We start from the raw sequence: 15600 nt of genomic DNA, 5'->3' as shown, positions 1-15600 counted from the left end.
TAATTTTTTGAGAAATGAGGTGCGTCGATGTCTTCGACTACAGCAAAAACGAATACGACACCTGTCGTCATCGGATTATTGATTGGAATTTTAGTCGCAGCAATGGATAACACGATCGTTGCGACAGCGATGCCGACGATCGTCAGTGAACTGAATGGGTTTGATCAGTATGCATGGGTCACGTCGGCTTACATGATCGCAACCGTTGCTGGGATGCCGATCTTCGGTAAACTGAGTGACATGTATGGAAGAAAACGCTTCTTCCTCTTTGGGATGCTCCTCTTCATGGTGGGAAGTATCTTATGTGGAATGGCAGACTCGATCATTGAGCTGTCTGCCTATCGTGCCTTGCAAGGGCTCGGTGGTGGGGCGTTGATGCCGATCGCCTTTACAATCATCTTTGATATCTTCCCACCGGAAAAACGGGGGAAAGTCAGTGGGTTGTTTGGAGCGGTCTTCGGCATCTCGAGTATCTTCGGACCGTTGCTTGGTGCCGTATTGACGGATTCCCTCGACTGGCGCTGGGTGTTCTACATTAATATTCCACTTGGTTTGATTGCCCTTGGTCTCGTGACGGTCTTCTATCAGGAATCACCGGTGCACCGGACACAGAAAATCGACTATGTCGGTGCGTTTACGCTTGTAGCCGGATTGGTGTTATTCTTACTCGCGCTCGAAATGGGTGGCAAAGAGTATGCATGGTCTTCGCCACAAATTCTTGGTCTGTTCGGAGCAGCGCTCGTCGCGTTCGTTGCCTTCGCATTTGCTGAACGACGTGCCGCGGATCCCGTCATTACGTTTAGTCTATTCCGCCGTCGCTTATTTGCGGCAACACAAGGCGTGGCGTTCTTTTATGGATTCGTCTTCATCTCAGCGAGTGTATTCATTCCAATCTTCGTGCAAGGTGTCTTTGGTGGCAGTGCGACGAATTCCGGTCTGATCCTGATGCCGATGTTGATTGCCTCGGTCATCTCGGCGCAGCTCGGTGGACAGTTGCCGAACAAGTTTGGATTCCGCAACGTCATGATCGTCTCAGCGGTCTTCTTCCTACTCGGTGTCTATCTTCTTAGTACGATGACGCTTGAGACATCGCGGACAGCGGTAACGATTTATATGATCATTCTCGGATTTGGTGTTGGCTTCAGTTTCTCTCTATTGAATCTAGCGAGTATCAACGGCATCGAGATGCAACGTCGGGGCGCAGCGACCTCGATGGGCTCAACATTCCGGACAATCGGGATGACGCTTGGTGTCACGGTTCTCGGAATCATCCAATCACGGACGTTCGCGTCAGCTGTAACGGATCGGTTGCCGCAAGGTGGAGCGCCGTCCGGTGGACAGTTCCCAACGGCTGCTGCGTTTGCGAAGATGCCACCAGAAGTTGCGACAGCAATTAAGACGTCGCTTGCAGAATCGATCTCAACCGTCTATTTCTGGGCGTTGATTCCAGCAGTACTCGGTGTCATCTTTATCTTCTTGATGGGGAACGAGCGTCCGATTTTGTCGGAACAAGCTACTCCAGCGAAGAAGAAACAAGCTCAATAATCACCATTTCAACAACGTCTTCTTTCTTATAAGAAAGAGGCGTTGTTTTTTTGTTGAATTAGACAAAAAAAGACGAACCTGGATTGTTCCAGATTCGTCTGACAGAACTTATTTTTTGATGTCGAAAGTCGTGCTGAGGAAGTCGACGACTTCTTCTGCTGTATCCATATCAAGCACTTGCTCAACGATTGCTTCACATTCTGACTTGTTGAGACGTGTCATCAAGCTACGAGCGCGAAGAACAGATGATGCTGACATTGAGAACTCATCGAGACCAAGACCAAGAAGGATTGGGAGTGCCAATTCTTCTCCTGCCATCTCACCACACATGCCGACCCATTTGCCTGCTTTGTGTGCTTCAGTGATGACGTTGTTCAAGAGGTTCAAGATCGCTGGGTTGAACGGTTGGTACAGGTATGATACTTTTTCGTTCATCCGGTCTGCCGCCATCGTGTATTGAATCAAATCGTTCGTTCCAACAGAGAAGAAGTCGACTTCTTTTGCGAACTGACGAGCCATGACTGCTGTTGCTGGGATTTCAACCATCATACCGACTTCGATGTCTTCCGATACCGTAACGCCTTCAGCTTGAAGGTTTGCTTTCTCTTCAAGGAGAAGTGCTTTTGCAGCACGGAACTCTTCGATCGTTGCGATCATCGGGAACATGACAGCGAGTTTACCGTATGCACTTGCACGAAGAAGTGCGCGCAATTGTGTACGGAACAAGTCTGTTTGGTCAAGGCAGAGACGGATCGCACGGTAACCGAGGAACGGGTTCATCTCGTGTGGGAGATCAAGGTACGACAATTCTTTATCGCCACCGATATCCAGTGTCCGGATGACGACTTTTTTATCGCCCATTGACTCGAGAACCGTTTTGTAAGCTGTGAACTGCTCGTCTTCCGTTGGGAACGTCTCTGCATCCATGTAGAGGAATTCCGTACGGTAGAGACCGACTGCTTCTGCACCGTTATCCAAAACGCCTTTGACATCGTTTGGTGTACCGATGTTTGCAGCGAGCTCGACGTGATGACCGTCAGCTGTCATTGTTTTTTCGTTCTTGAGTTTTTTCCACTCTTCTTTTTGTGCGATGTATGCTGCGCGTTTTGCTTCATACTCAGCCACTTGCTCTTCGCTTGGGTTGACGATGACGTCACCTTCTGCACCATCAAGGATGAGAAGATCGCCGTGTTTCACGTCCGTTAAAACAACTTTTGTTCCGACGACTGCTGGGATTTCGAGTGAACGTGACATGATGGCAGAGTGCGATGTCCGGCCACCAATGTTCGTTGCGAAACCTTTAGCATATTTACGGTTCAATTGAGCTGTATCCGAAGGAGTCAAGTCTTCAGCGATGATGATGACTTCTTCATTGATTTGAGCTGGAGTGACGAACGTGATACCGAGAAGGTGAGCCATCGTCCGTTTTGTGACGTCACGAACGTCTGCTGCACGTTCGCGCATGTATTCGTTATCCATCGATTCGAAAATCATGACCATCATATTTGCGACTTCATCGAGTGCTTTTGCAGCATTTGCTTGTTCGTCCTCGATTTTTGCGTTCACCTGACTGACGATTTCCGGATCTTCTAAGATGAGAAGGTGAGCCGAGAAGATCTCCGCTTTATCTGGACCTAATTCTTGTAAGGTATTTTCACGAATGACTTCGAGTTCCGTCTTCGATTTTGCGATCGCTGCTTGGAAACGTTCTTTTTCCGCAGCTGCATCCTCGATTTTGTGCGATGGAATCTCAAAGACCGGTGTTTCCATCACGAATGCCTTTGCAATCGCGATCCCTGCAGAAGCGCCAATTCCCTTGATATGTTGTGCCATGTGCATTACCCTCTTTTCAGTAAGTTTTTTTAACGCGACGACTTCGTTTCTTAGCTATCTATAGATACCCATAAACGCCTCTCTCTTAACGAGCCTTCTGCGCACTCTCCCTCGAATGAAAACGTAGACATTTCTAGGAACAGTAAACACATCGTTTCTTGAAGTGTCTCAACATTTCACCTGTATAATCCTATCATATTGTGAAACGGGCAACAATTGTTTGAAACCAAGCATTTCGACAAATTGTCGAACAGAAGTAGTGAAAGCGTTTGCGGTCAGTCGAGAGGCTATCAGTTGGAAAATGACTGAAAACACTTCATACTAATAGATACTAGTCAAAGGGGGAGTTTTATATGCAAACGAATCAATCCGTAGACGTACTCGTTGTCGGGATTTCTGGAAATCAACCGCTCGATGAACGGTTACAAGCATTGTATGGTGACAAACTAGAAGAGTGGGTTCGTCAAGGCGATATCTCAACGAAACGCGGAGAACTGCGTCTGTTGCCAACGTTAGCGGGCGACGTCGCACGTGTGCTGTTCGTCGGGCTCGGGAAAGTCGATCAACTCTCACAAGACGATTTACGTCGCTTGCTCGGAAAAGCGGCACAGCATGTCAAAGCACGTCGCTTAGAACATGTCACAGTCGATGCAACGACATTCCCAGGGCAACCAGTCGAGCTGATTGCCGAGACGTTCACCCTCGCTACATATGAGGTCAAACATTATAAGACGTCGCCTTCGAAAGCGTATACGTTACATCTGACGGTTTTACCTTCTGATGACGAAGCCGTCCTTCGTGGTACGGCCTTGGGCGAAGCGACGAACTTAGCGCGTCGTCTCGTAACGATGCCAGGGAATCTTTTGACGGCGCCAGCGCTTGCGGACGAAGCACGTTTCATCGCCGAACGTCATGGACATGATCTCCGAATCATCGATAAGGAAGAGATGGAAGCACTCGGGATGGGCGCCTTGCTTGCCGTTAACCAAGGATCCGTCATTCCACCGAAATTGATCGTCCTTGAATATAAAGGATCAGCAGAAGCACCGATCGCGGTCGTCGGAAAAGGTGTCACATTCGATACAGGTGGTTATTCCATCAAACCGAAAGACGGGATCGTCGGAATGAAAGGCGACATGGGAGGCGCAGCAGCCGTTCTTGGTCTGTTCGAAGCACTCGGTCAACTGAAGCCAGATGTTCACGTCATCGGTGTCATTCCAGCAACCGACAACATGATTTCCGGGGATGCCTTCAAGCCGGATGACGTCATCACGTCGATGGCAGGAAAAACGATTGAAGTCCTGAACACGGATGCGGAAGGACGGCTTGTCCTTGCTGACGCAGTCACGTACGTCAAAGAATATCAACCTAAAGCGATCATCGATCTCGCAACGTTGACAGGTGGTGTCCTTGTCGCGCTTGGAACAGAAATCACAGGTGCGTTGACAAACGATGCGTCACTTTACGAACGCTTTGAACAGGTGACGAAAGAGACGAATGAGATGGTCTGGCAAATGCCGTATGTCGATGCGTTCATTAAACAAGTCCGCCGTTCGGAAGTCGCAGACTTGAACAATTCACCGGGACGCATGGGACATATGATCTTCGGTGGTGCGTTCGTCGGGGAATTCGTCGGTGACACACCTTGGTTGCACCTCGATATCGCGGGAACATCGGAACAGAATCAAGCGTCTGAGATTGGTCCAAAAGGAGCAACGGGCGTCATGGTCCGTAGTCTGTACCGGTTCGTCGAGCAAGAAAAATGAGACGTTGGAATCTACTCGGCGTCTTGTTGACGATTCTTGCCGTCGTCTGGTATATGGATGCGCGCGACCGTCTATCGCTCGGTCTCGCGACGTTCATCGGTATCTTCACCGTCTTATCACTACTGCGTTCTTTCCGGGAGAAGACGAATGCACGTCATCGGGATTGATGCGGCAAAGGCGGGGTGGGTCGTCGTTATGTACGAAAATGGTCGTTATACGGGATTCGTCGAACCGACACTTGCAAATATTCCTAGAGCTGACCGGATTTGGGTTGATATGCCGATTGGTTTAACGGAAGGACGACGCGAAACGGATCAGTTGTTGCGACAGGAATTACGCCCTGGGCGAACGAGCAGTGTCTTCAATGCCCCGTTCCTCAGTGCGCTGACAGCTTCTAGCTATATGGAAGCAAATGATTTAGCGAAACAACATGCGGGGATCGGGCTTTCAAAACAAGCGTGGTATCTATTACCGAAAATCAGAGAAGTTCGCAGCGTATATCGAACGGAGATGATTGAAGCCCATCCGGAAGTTTGTTTCACACGACTCGCCGGTCATCCGGCACGTTTTTCAAAGAAGACGACCGAAGGCATTACGGAACGGATTGAATTGCTCGAGCGTTTGGATTGTCCACCGTTATGGGAACAGCGTCAGTCGCATGTTGCAATCGATGATTGGCTCGACGCTTGTCTGCTTGCGACGGGCGCCCGTTTTCCGTGTGATTATTTACCGGCGAGTCGACCGGTGGACGCGGAAGGATATCCGTTATATGCAGCTGTACCCAAAAAATCACCCTCACCGAAATGGTGTGGGTGATCCTTTGACGAAGTCCCAAATATAATGGAAAATCTGGGCGTTGTAGAGTGCTTTTAAGATGACAGCGATCAATGGTCCGAGAATCAGTCCGAAGACCCCAAAGAATTTGATCCCGACGAACAGCGCGATCAATGCCGTGATGGGTTGAATGCCGATGTTGTCGCCGACGATCTTCGGTTCCATGATGTTACGCTGTAGAATGACGAGAGCATACAGAATCCCGAGTCCAATCGCAAGTGTCGTATCTCCGGTAATTAAGGAGTAAGCGATCCAAGGCAAGAAGACGGAACCAGTACCAAGATACGGCAAGATATCGAAAAAGGCAGCGATAAAAGCGACTGCAAACGGATGCTCGACACCAATGATGAACAAACCGATCAAAACGATGAAGAACGTGATCGTGATTAACGTGAACTGTGCTTTGAGATAGCCGAACAAGGCAGACCGTAGACTCAAGAAGACGGATTCGAAACGAGCGAACCAAGGAAGCATCTCATAACGTTTCAATCGCATCTCGTATTGGTGCCAATCTTTTGCGATGAAGAACCAAGCGAGTAGGACGATGACGAAAATCAGTGCAATCGATGGTAACGTCGCAAGGACTGTCTGTAGCATCATAGCGATACTTTTTGATCCTTCGCCAATCGCACTCGCAAGTGAACTACCGAGGGATTGGATACTGTTTTGAACCGTATTTTGTTGCGATGGTTCCAGTGAGCGTAAGGCTTCCGAAGCATCGTTCCAGATGGGTGCCAGTTTTTCATTGTACAGCTTTTGAAAATACAGGCTTAACTCTTGAATTTGCGCCGGTAATTGATTGGCGACGAACACAAGACCGCGAATCAACTGCATGATGATCAAGGCGAGCGACCCAACTAATAGGCCACTGATCAAAATGATCGATAACAATGCACCCCATCCACGATTGATCCGTAACCGCTTTTGGAAAAAATCAACGAGCGGTCGGCTGAAAAGGGCAAGCAGAAACGCAAAGACGAATGGATATAAGATGGACGAGAGGCGGATGAGTAACCATCCACCAACTAAGAAGGCGAAGATCACCGTCAGGAACCGGGCCATTTGCCAAAGACGTTCAGTCGACACAAGCAACACCTCTTACTGGATTATGTAGAATTTATTGATATCATCATATCATGTTTAGATAGATTACGAGTCATTCAAAAGGAGGAGATCTCGATGCGTAAAAGAGAAATCGGACTAATAGCTGCGTTGATTGCTGCGACATCTGTCGGAATCCGGGAATGGAAGAAAAATCAGGCGTATGCACAACACGTCAAACAAGAGACAGAAAGGCACGTACGCCAAGCAATCGTGGAGGGTCAGACAGATGGAACAGATGAAGACACTACAACAAAAGGTTGATGCGACGATTCGCTCACTCGGCGGTTATTTTCGACCACTATCTGGTCTCGCACGCCTGACGGAAGAAGTCGGTGAGGTCGGTGAAGCACTGGAACAAAATGATTTAGAAGCCCTTCGCTTGGAGCTGGTCGATGTCTTGATGATCTCGACCTGCCTTGCAAATCAATACGTGGCGGATCTTGCAGCACAGCATGAGACGCTTGATACAGCAAACGATGATCAGGACGGTTCGTTTTATCGACTCGTGCATGAGGCCGGACAAATCGCACGTGTCATGAACGGATATGAAGGCGATAAACCGCCGAAAGCGAAAGATACGATTGTTCCGATTGGTCATTCCTTAGCACGTCTGCAACGCGAATTGTTTCGGTTAGCACGACCACTTCAACTGGATTTACTGACAGAAATCGACCGGACGAATGAAAAGAATCTGAAGCGGGATAAAACACGCTTCGCGTTGACGCGTGATCCCATCACGGAAGAGACGATTGATCATTTCCGGAGTGCGACTGGAAGTGAGGCGCGCCTCTGGGGAGCCCCTGTGTACGAGGAGAACCAAACGATCGAGGACAACATGGAAGCAGCATTGCCGTCACTCCGGCGTTTCCTCCGATGTGCGTCGATTGAGGGAATCGAGGCATTCGTCTTCGAAGCACCGATGGAACGCTCGCGTAGTTTGGTTGAAGTGAAAGAACTAGCGGACGAAATGGGGCGCTTGATCAAAGAGCGGACACCACTTGACTTTAAGGATTCACCGTATCGGTTGGAAGTCTTTGCGCCACAACTCGGTCCAATCTCGCCGTATCATGCAGAAGACGATCATCGGATGTTCCTCGTTCTTTATGTAGACTAAAAAATGATCCGCCTACTCTTCGGAGCAAGGCGGATCATTTTTTTAATGTGAATGTGACGATGCTGCCTCATCTTGAGTCTGCCATTTTTTCATGAAGCGCTGAATCCGAGCGATCGCTTCTTGGAGTTGTTCAATCGAACTCGCGTAACTTGCCCGGACATAACCTTCACCGCTTGCTCCGAAGACGGATCCTGGAACGACGGCGACGCGCTCAGCGAGTAGCAGTTGCTCAGCAAACTGTTCACTCGTCAGTCCGGTATGACCGATGTACGGAAAGGCATAGAAAGCGCCACCTGGTAAGTGTGTCGGAAGACCCGCATCGTTTAGCGCCTTAACGAAGTAGTTCCGGCGTTGCCGATAACTCGTCACCATGTCAGGGACCGTCTTATGACGAGAACGCAGTGCTTCAATGCCCGCGAATTGAACGAGTGTCGGGGCACACATCATGCCGTATTGATGGACCTTCAGCATCGATTGCGTGATTGCAGGTGGGGCACAAGTGAAACCAAGCCGCCAGCCTGTCATCGCGAAGGCTTTCGAGAAGCCGTTGATGATGATCGTCCGCTCCCGCATTCCGGGAAGGGTCGCGAAGCAGATCGCTTCCGTTTCGTAGGAAAGTTCCGCATAGATCTCGTCACTGATGACATATAGATCATGCTTTTGGACGAGTAACGCTAGGTCCGCTAATTGATCGCGCGACATCGTTGAGCCTGTCGGATTCGATGGGAAACAGAAAATGATCGCTTTCGTCTTATCTGTCAGCAACTGTTCGATCGTTTCCGGTTGAATCGCAAAACCGTCTTCTGCATGACACGCAGCGGCGACAGGAATGCCTCCAGCGAGTTCAATCAAAGGGGCATACGAAACGAATGCCGGTTCGACGACGATGACTTCATCTCCTGGATTGATCAAACTACGAAAAGCGAGATCAAGTCCTTCTGAGGCTCCGGTCGTGACGATGATTTCTTCCGTCGTCGAATAGGAGATGGCGAACTTTTCTTGCATGTAGAGCGCGATTTCCTGACGTAACTCGAGTAAACCGGCGTTGGCACTATACGCTGTATAGCCTTGTTCGAGTGCTGCGAAGCTCGCTTCGCGAACATTCCATGGCGTGACGAAATCAGGTTCGCCGACACCAAGGGAGATGACGTCTTCCATCGATCCTGCTAAATCAAAGAAACGACGGATGCCGGATGGGGCTAACTGTTCGACACGTTCAGATAGAGACTTCATGGAGACACCTTCAATCGTTTGTCGTCATCATCCTGACTGAAGAGAACACCATCGTGCTTGTAGGTCTTCAAGCGGAAATGGGTCGTCGTCGAGATGACGGAGTCGAGCGTCGATAATTTTTCCGAGACGAATTGAGAGACTTCCTGTAGCGATTTGCCATCAAGGACGACTTGTAAGTCATATGCGCCTGACATCAAATAGAGGGACGTCACTTCCGGGAAACGATGGATCCGCTCCGCTACCTCGTCAAAACCGCGTCCACGTTTCGGTGTGACTTTGACATCGATGAAAGCCGTCACGCCATGATGGGCATGAATCTTTTGCCAGTCGATGACAGCAGTGTAACCGAGTAGGACACCGTCGCGTTTGAATGTCTCGATCGAAGCGGCTACTTCTGACGCTTCCCAGTCGAGCATTTGCGCAAGCAAGTCCAAGTCCATCGGACCATTTTGTGTTAATAATGCTAATAATTCGAGTTGTTTTTCGGTGTACATGGGATCACTCACTTTCTGTCAATTGACCATTGAAGGTACGGCGGGTCTGGCGCAATCGTTCGCGTCGCTCAGCCTGGACGATATGGAAGTTCTTCATTTCATTTGTCGGAAGTTGGTGTTTTTCAACGAGGCGTTCAAAAAAGACGCGTCGGGCTGCATCCTGACGTGCGGATTCATGATTACCTGATGGATTGAAAGCATATAAGACGGTCGCGCGCGCCGGGTGCAGTATTAAATGATCCTTGCCGACGCGTAAAATCCAGTCCCAGTCCCAGTAGTTGAAGACGTCTTCGTCAAACAGACCAAGTTGATCGTGGAGCGATTTACGGTAGAGCGACCCGGACGGAATATATGTCGAGTCTTCTCGAATCGTCTCCGGATCGTACGGATATGCGAACGGCTCAGAATCAAGTGCGATCCGGTGATCGCCTTCCCAGCGATACGTAAAGAGCTCCGCGTCCGTATAGGTGAGATCAGCACCAGCTTCGAGATCGCCGACCGCTTCTTCGAGGTGACTCGGTAATAAGAGGTCGTCGTCGTCATGAAGTAAGATATACCGACCGGAAGCGAGCGTGACACCATGATTTCGAGCACGAACATGATGGTTTTCAGGTAACGCGACATAGGTCAGTTGAAGACGGTCCTGATAGGCAGCCGTCACTGCTGAGACATCGTCTCCATTATTGTTTAAGACGATGACTTCGAAGTCTTGATAGTGTTGACGCGTCAATGCTTCTAGCGCTTCTGCTAATTCACGAGGACGATTATACGTCGGAATGATGATGGATACGGTTGGCATCAGTGATCGCTCCTTGAACAAAGACACCTGTCCAGGAACAGGTGTCTTCTTGTTTTTTACATGTTTGCTTCAATGCGTGGTAGCAGTTCGTTCCATTCTGCTTCTGGTTCTTTCGTAACCGTCACGAAGTCGCCGTAAGCGAATAGATTGTCGATGCCATCAAGGGCGATCAGTGATGCGAGCAACGCATCTTCAGGTGTATCTTCTTTTTTGACACTCGTACTTTTAGCACCGAAGCGCTGTTCTTCGAGCGTGATTTTGACGGAATTCGGATTTGGTGTGTAATCGACTTGCATGAGGTAAGCTCCTTTCAACGTACATACGTATATGCCGTCTTTTCGTGATAGATGGATGGAATCCTTCTTCCTGATAGACGGAAGATCGATACGTTCAGTATATCAGAAAATTCGAAGAGAATATTTTTCTTCTAGTAGGAGAAATGGACCATCTTTGTTTTAACGGTTCACTTGACCTTATAATGCATTTTACTCGCTATCTCAATATATCTCAAAAGGCGTCATGATGCCTTTTTCAAATTGTTTTACCTGAATTTCAAAGCAAGGGGTTATTTTTTTGAATTTCAATGATAACCTATATCTTGTAGATTAACAGGTTTAAAAACGCTAAAAACGTCTATATATAGAGTGAGAGTTGTAGAGTTCCTTCTATATGTAGGACGTCTTTTTTTAGTTTAGCGTATTTCATCGTCTAATGCGAACCTGTTTAACGATAGAGAATGGGAGTGGTTCATAGTGGCATCTCCACTGAATACAGCACGCATCTTTAAAGGTGCAATGACAATAGAAGACGTATATGTCGTGATTAGACAAGCAACGGAAACGTATCCGGAGCTTGATATCGACCGCTATACTGAACGTGCCATCCGAGCGCTTGAAGGAAAATCCCTACAAGCCGATCAAGTCTATGAACTGTTAACGATGCACGCACTCGATATGTTAAAGGCAGAAGAGCCGAACTGGACATTCGTAGCGACAGCGACTTACTTAAATCGGTTATACCTTGAAGCAGGTGAAAATCGCGGATATGCAGCAGAAGAACGGTATGGTTCGCTGTATACGCTGATTGAAAAACTGACAGAGATCGGCATCTTCACGAAACATTTACTAGATGCGTATTCGAAGGAAGACATCAACGAACTGTCGGCAACGATCGATCCATCCCGCGACCACTTGTTCACATACATTGGTCTTCGAACACTGGCAGACCGGTACCTCGCACGTGATCACGTCAAAAACTTGTACGAGCTACCACAAGAACGATTCATGGTCATCGCGATGACACTGATGCAAAACGAACCGAAAGAACGTCGTTTAGAACTAGTCAAAGAGTCTTACTGGGCATTGTCGAATCTCTACATGACAGTTGCGACTCCGACGCTTTCGAATGCTGGTAAGTCTTACGGTCAACTTTCTTCATGTTTCATCGATACAGTCGATGATTCGCTACGCGGCATCTACGACTCGAACACGGACGTGGCGACACTTTCTAAAGGTGGCGGCGGAATCGGCGTCTACATGGGTAAGATTCGCTCACGCGGCTCAGACATCAAAGGCTTCAAAGGTGTCTCAAGCGGTGTCATCCCGTGGATGAAACAATTGAACAACACGGCAGTCAGCGTCGATCAGCTCGGTATGCGCCAAGGATCGATCGCGGTGTACCTCGACATCTGGCATAAAGATATCCTCGAATTCCTGGACGCGAAGCTCAACAATGGGGATGAGCGACTTCGGACACACGACTTGTTCACAGGTGTTAACTTACCAGACCGTTTCATGCGTGCCGTCGAAGCACGAGAAGACTGGCATTTGTTTGACCCACATGAAATTCGTACCGTTATGGGCTTCAGCCTTGAAGATTACTTTGATGAGACGGAACAAGGGGGCAGCTTCACGGAACGATACGAAGCGTGTGTCAACGAACCGCGTCTCAGCAAAAAAACAGTTCCGGCAATCGATCTCGTCAAACGCTACATGCGTTCGCAACTTGAGACAGGAACGCCATACATGTTCTTCCGTGACGCCGTTAACCGTGCGAATCCGAATAAACATGCAGGCATGATCTACTCGTCAAACCTGTGCTCGGAAATCATGCAGAACATGAGCCCGACGACCGTGACGGAAGAGTACACGGAAGACGGTAAGATCATCGTCACGAAGACACCAGGGGACTTCGTCGTCTGTAACTTGTCATCGATCGCACTTGCACGTGCAGTTCGTTCTGACGTCTTAGAGCGATTGATTCCGATTCAAATGCGGATGCTTGATAACGTCATCGACTTGAATACGATCGATGTCCCGCAAGCACAATTGACGAATCAAAAATACCGTGCCGTTGGTCTTGGGACGTTCGGTTGGCACCATCTACTCGCACTCGAAGGCATCCGTTGGGAATCGGTCGAAGCGGTACAATACGCAGACCGTCTCTACGAGAAGATCGCTTATTTGACGATCGATGCGTCGATGCAACTTGCGAAAGAGAAGGGCGCGTACCGTCTCTTCGAAGGTTCGGAATGGCAAACAGGAGAGTACATCAAACGTCGCCACTATAAAACGACGGATGAACTCGATTGGGATCGTCTCCAAGCGGACATCACGGCGTACGGAATGCGTAATGCTTACTTGATGGCAGTCGCACCGAACTCATCGACGGCGATCATTGCGGGTAGTACGGCATCGATTGATCCAATCTACAAAAAAGTCTACTCGGAAGAGAAGAAAAACTATAAGATTCCAGTCACTGTTCCAGATTTAACACCGGAAACGAACTGGTTCTATAAATCAGCGTTTGAGATTGACCAGCTATGGAGCATTCGTCAAAATGCTTCGCGTCAGCGTCACATCGACCAAGCGATCAGTTTCAATTTGTACGTGAAAAATAACGTCAAGGCGAAAGAGTTACTCGAGATGCACATGGAAGCATGGCAACTCGGGATGAAGACGATCTACTACACGCGTTCGACGACGGTTGAAATCGACGAATGTGAATCGTGTTCATCATAAGATAAGGAGGACGATATCATGAAGGCAGCAATCGTATACGCGTCATTGAGTGGAAACACGGAGGAGGTAGCAGAACTCGTCGCGAAGACGTGTTCTGAGATGGGAATCGAGCCGACGATGTTGTTTGCGGACGAAGTGACGACGTATCAGTTAATGCCTTATGATATCGTCTATTTTGGTTCGTATACGTGGGGGGATGGGCAACTACCCGACGATATGCGCGATTGTCTTAGAACCGTTCTGAAGGAGAGTTCGCATGCGATTCCGCAGGCAGCTGTTTTTGGAACAGGGGACAAGATGTTCGTCAAATATTGTCGCGCCGTGGATGAGATGGCCTATCATCTCTCGAAATTCGGGGTGCCACTTGCCGGCGAACTATTGAAAATCGAGCAGTCACCACGCAATCGCCCGCATCTCGTCAAGGAATGGACGAAACGGACCATTCTTCAATTACAGCAAGAAGGAGTCGAAGCACATGGAACAGCTACAAAAAATCAAACTGCTTGATGCACGTCATCCGAATCGCGCGACAGCGATCATCGGTGGCGAAACGAGTGCCATCGTCAACTGGAACGATATTGCGTATCCACAGTTTTATTCGATCTACAAACAACTGTTATCGAACTTCTGGATCCCAGATGAGATCTCGATGTCGAAGGATATGCAGCAGTGGAATCAATTGAGCGAACGGGAACAGGATGCCTTTAAACGAATCATCGGGCTACTCTCGATCCTTGACTCGGTTCAGACACGTTATATCTTGGAATCGGCAATGTTCACATCGGATTCGTCCGTCCACGCGATTCTTGCGATCGTTGCGCAACAGGAAGTCGTTCATAATCAATCGTACAGCTACGTCTTATCCAGCTTGGTTCCATTGGCTGAACAAAACCGGATTTTCGATATCGCGAAAGACGATGATATGGTCATGAAGCGTAATGCATTCATCCTTGATTTATATGAAGATTTCCAAAATGACCGGACTCCAGAGAACTTCGCGAAATCGCTCGTTGCTTCGATCGTTCTTGAAGGGATCAATTTCTATTCTGGCTTTGCTTTCTTCTATAACTTAGCACGTCATCAAAAGATGGTCGGAACATCGACGATGATCAGCTACATTCAACGGGATGAATTACAACACTCGTACTTCATCAGTCAATTGTTACGTGCTGTCCTGTCGGAGCATCCAGAAATTGATGCCGATGGCTCCTTCACACAATTCGTCTACGACACGTTCAAGCGTGCCGTCGATCTTGAAATCGAGTGGAGCGAATATGTCTTGCGTGATCTAGACGGTCTTGATGTCAGTGAAATGCGTGATTACGTTAAATATCTCGCAAACAAACGCCTTCGCGTCATCGGTTTGTCGGATCTCTATGAAGGGCACGACGAAGACGTCATGCCATGGATTCGTGCGTATTCAGATGATTCGATGAACGCGACGAAATCGGACTTCTTCGAACAAAAATCACGTTCGTATGCGAAAGTAACGGATGCGAATGGATTCGACGATCTGTAAGTAATAAATAGATCAATTGATGATTGCTTCTACTCTATATTTCCTTTACGCTAGGACAGGCGAGGTTCTGCTCGACTCCTGCGGAAAAACAAGTCATCATGACCCTGGAAGATGCGACGCATCTAAAGCGGCATGAGGGCTTGTCCGCGGAAAGCGAGCAGACCGAGACTGTCCGTTTTTTTTGATAGTCTTATCTGTCTTTCGTCTTTCTCGTTTCAAGCATTACTTTTCTTTGTCACTTAGGTCAATTCAACAAAAGAACAAAAAAAGGGCCGAACTCGGAAAGTTCGGCAGAATCAGGGGGAATACTTGAAGTCTTGCTACTAAAATGTTCCCTCG

Annotated in this window: 15 protein-coding genes; 9 read left to right on the top strand and 6 right to left on the bottom strand. The window is 48.4% G+C overall.

Features of this window, described 5'->3' with window-relative positions:
• The first annotated feature begins 27 nt into the window (after positions 1–27).
• On the top strand, positions 28–1545 hold the full coding sequence (locus EXW93_RS12185) for an MDR family MFS transporter (RefSeq protein WP_174316501.1): 1518 nt from the start codon (positions 28–30) through the stop codon (positions 1543–1545).
• A gap of 108 nt (positions 1546–1653) precedes the next feature.
• Here the strand turns inward: EXW93_RS12185 and ptsP are convergent, their stop codons facing one another.
• A complete protein-coding gene (ptsP, locus tag EXW93_RS12180; protein ID WP_023469128.1) occupies positions 1654–3378 on the bottom strand; it encodes a phosphoenolpyruvate--protein phosphotransferase in 1725 nt (574 codons plus the stop codon).
• 353 nt (positions 3379–3731) lie between these two features.
• On the opposite strand from ptsP, the gene EXW93_RS12175 reads away from it, so the two are divergent.
• From EXW93_RS12175 to EXW93_RS12165, 3 genes are read left to right on the top strand one after another with little or no spacing between them, the layout of a single operon-like run.
• Positions 3732–5144 (top strand): leucyl aminopeptidase, encoded by a 1413-nt coding sequence (locus EXW93_RS12175; RefSeq protein WP_023469127.1) that lies wholly within the window; start codon positions 3732–3734, stop codon positions 5142–5144.
• Positions 5141–5311 (top strand): hypothetical protein, encoded by a 171-nt coding sequence (locus EXW93_RS12170; protein ID WP_156323189.1) that lies wholly within the window; start codon positions 5141–5143, stop codon positions 5309–5311. The genes EXW93_RS12175 and EXW93_RS12170 overlap by 4 nt, the downstream gene beginning before the upstream one ends.
• Entirely contained in the window at positions 5292–5960 is a 669-nt protein-coding gene (locus tag EXW93_RS12165; protein ID WP_075643070.1) for a DUF429 domain-containing protein, read from the top strand. The genes EXW93_RS12170 and EXW93_RS12165 overlap by 20 nt, the downstream gene beginning before the upstream one ends.
• Here the strand turns inward: EXW93_RS12165 and ytvI are convergent.
• The gene (gene ytvI, locus EXW93_RS12160; RefSeq protein WP_075643071.1) at positions 5940–7064 is read right to left on the bottom strand and encodes a sporulation integral membrane protein YtvI; all 1125 of its coding nucleotides are present in this window, start codon (positions 7062–7064) and stop codon (positions 5940–5942) included. The two genes, EXW93_RS12165 and ytvI, sit on opposite strands and share 21 nt — an antisense overlap.
• Positions 7065–7157: 93 nt before the next feature.
• On the opposite strand from ytvI, the gene EXW93_RS12155 reads away from it, so the two are divergent.
• Together EXW93_RS12155 and EXW93_RS12150 are read left to right on the top strand one after the other, a co-directional pair.
• On the top strand, positions 7158–7343 hold the full coding sequence (locus tag EXW93_RS12155) for a hypothetical protein (protein ID WP_075643072.1): 186 nt from the start codon (positions 7158–7160) through the stop codon (positions 7341–7343).
• Entirely contained in the window at positions 7309–8196 is an 888-nt protein-coding gene (locus tag EXW93_RS12150; protein ID WP_241492593.1) for a MazG nucleotide pyrophosphohydrolase domain-containing protein, read from the top strand. Before EXW93_RS12155 ends, EXW93_RS12150 begins: the two co-directional genes overlap by 35 nt.
• Positions 8197–8238: 42 nt before the next feature.
• Here EXW93_RS12150 and EXW93_RS12145 read toward each other — a convergent pair whose 3' ends face one another.
• Genes EXW93_RS12145 through EXW93_RS12130 form a run of 4 tightly spaced genes read right to left on the bottom strand, consistent with a single transcriptional unit; the run spans position 8239 to position 11018 of the window.
• Entirely contained in the window at positions 8239–9429 is a 1191-nt protein-coding gene (locus EXW93_RS12145; protein WP_058713852.1) for an aminotransferase, read from the bottom strand.
• A complete protein-coding gene (locus tag EXW93_RS12140; RefSeq protein ID WP_023469120.1) occupies positions 9426–9923 on the bottom strand; it encodes an Lrp/AsnC family transcriptional regulator in 498 nt (165 codons plus the stop codon). Before EXW93_RS12140 ends, EXW93_RS12145 begins: the two co-directional genes overlap by 4 nt.
• Before the next feature lie 4 nt (positions 9924–9927).
• Complete coding sequence (locus EXW93_RS12135) at positions 9928–10722, bottom strand: glycosyltransferase family 2 protein (RefSeq protein ID WP_035396406.1); 795 nt, start codon at positions 10720–10722, stop codon at positions 9928–9930.
• A 56-nt stretch (positions 10723–10778) separates the two neighbouring features.
• Positions 10779–11018 carry a NifU N-terminal domain-containing protein gene (locus EXW93_RS12130; RefSeq protein WP_023469118.1) on the bottom strand — a complete coding sequence of 80 codons (240 nt, stop codon included), beginning with the start codon at positions 11016–11018 and terminating at the stop codon, positions 10779–10781.
• A 456-nt stretch (positions 11019–11474) separates the two neighbouring features.
• Between EXW93_RS12130 and EXW93_RS12125 the strand changes: the two genes are divergently transcribed.
• Genes EXW93_RS12125 through EXW93_RS12115 form a run of 3 tightly spaced genes read left to right on the top strand, consistent with a single transcriptional unit; the run spans position 11475 to position 15261 of the window.
• A complete protein-coding gene (locus tag EXW93_RS12125) occupies positions 11475–13742 on the top strand; it encodes a ribonucleoside-diphosphate reductase subunit alpha (protein ID WP_023469117.1) in 2268 nt (755 codons plus the stop codon).
• Positions 13743–13760: 18 nt separating this feature from the next.
• A complete protein-coding gene (locus EXW93_RS12120) occupies positions 13761–14249 on the top strand; it encodes a flavodoxin domain-containing protein (RefSeq protein ID WP_023469116.1) in 489 nt (162 codons plus the stop codon).
• On the top strand, positions 14218–15261 hold the full coding sequence (locus EXW93_RS12115; protein WP_023469115.1) for a ribonucleotide-diphosphate reductase subunit beta: 1044 nt from the start codon (positions 14218–14220) through the stop codon (positions 15259–15261). Before EXW93_RS12120 ends, EXW93_RS12115 begins: the two co-directional genes overlap by 32 nt.
• Positions 15262–15600 lie beyond the last annotated feature (339 nt).

Origin of the sequence: Exiguobacterium sp. JMULE1 (assembly GCF_013337175.1) — a bacterium.
Lineage (GTDB): Bacteria > Bacillota > Bacilli > Exiguobacteriales > Exiguobacteriaceae > Exiguobacterium_A > Exiguobacterium_A indicum.
This window is presented reverse-complemented; position numbering and strand designations above follow the sequence as displayed.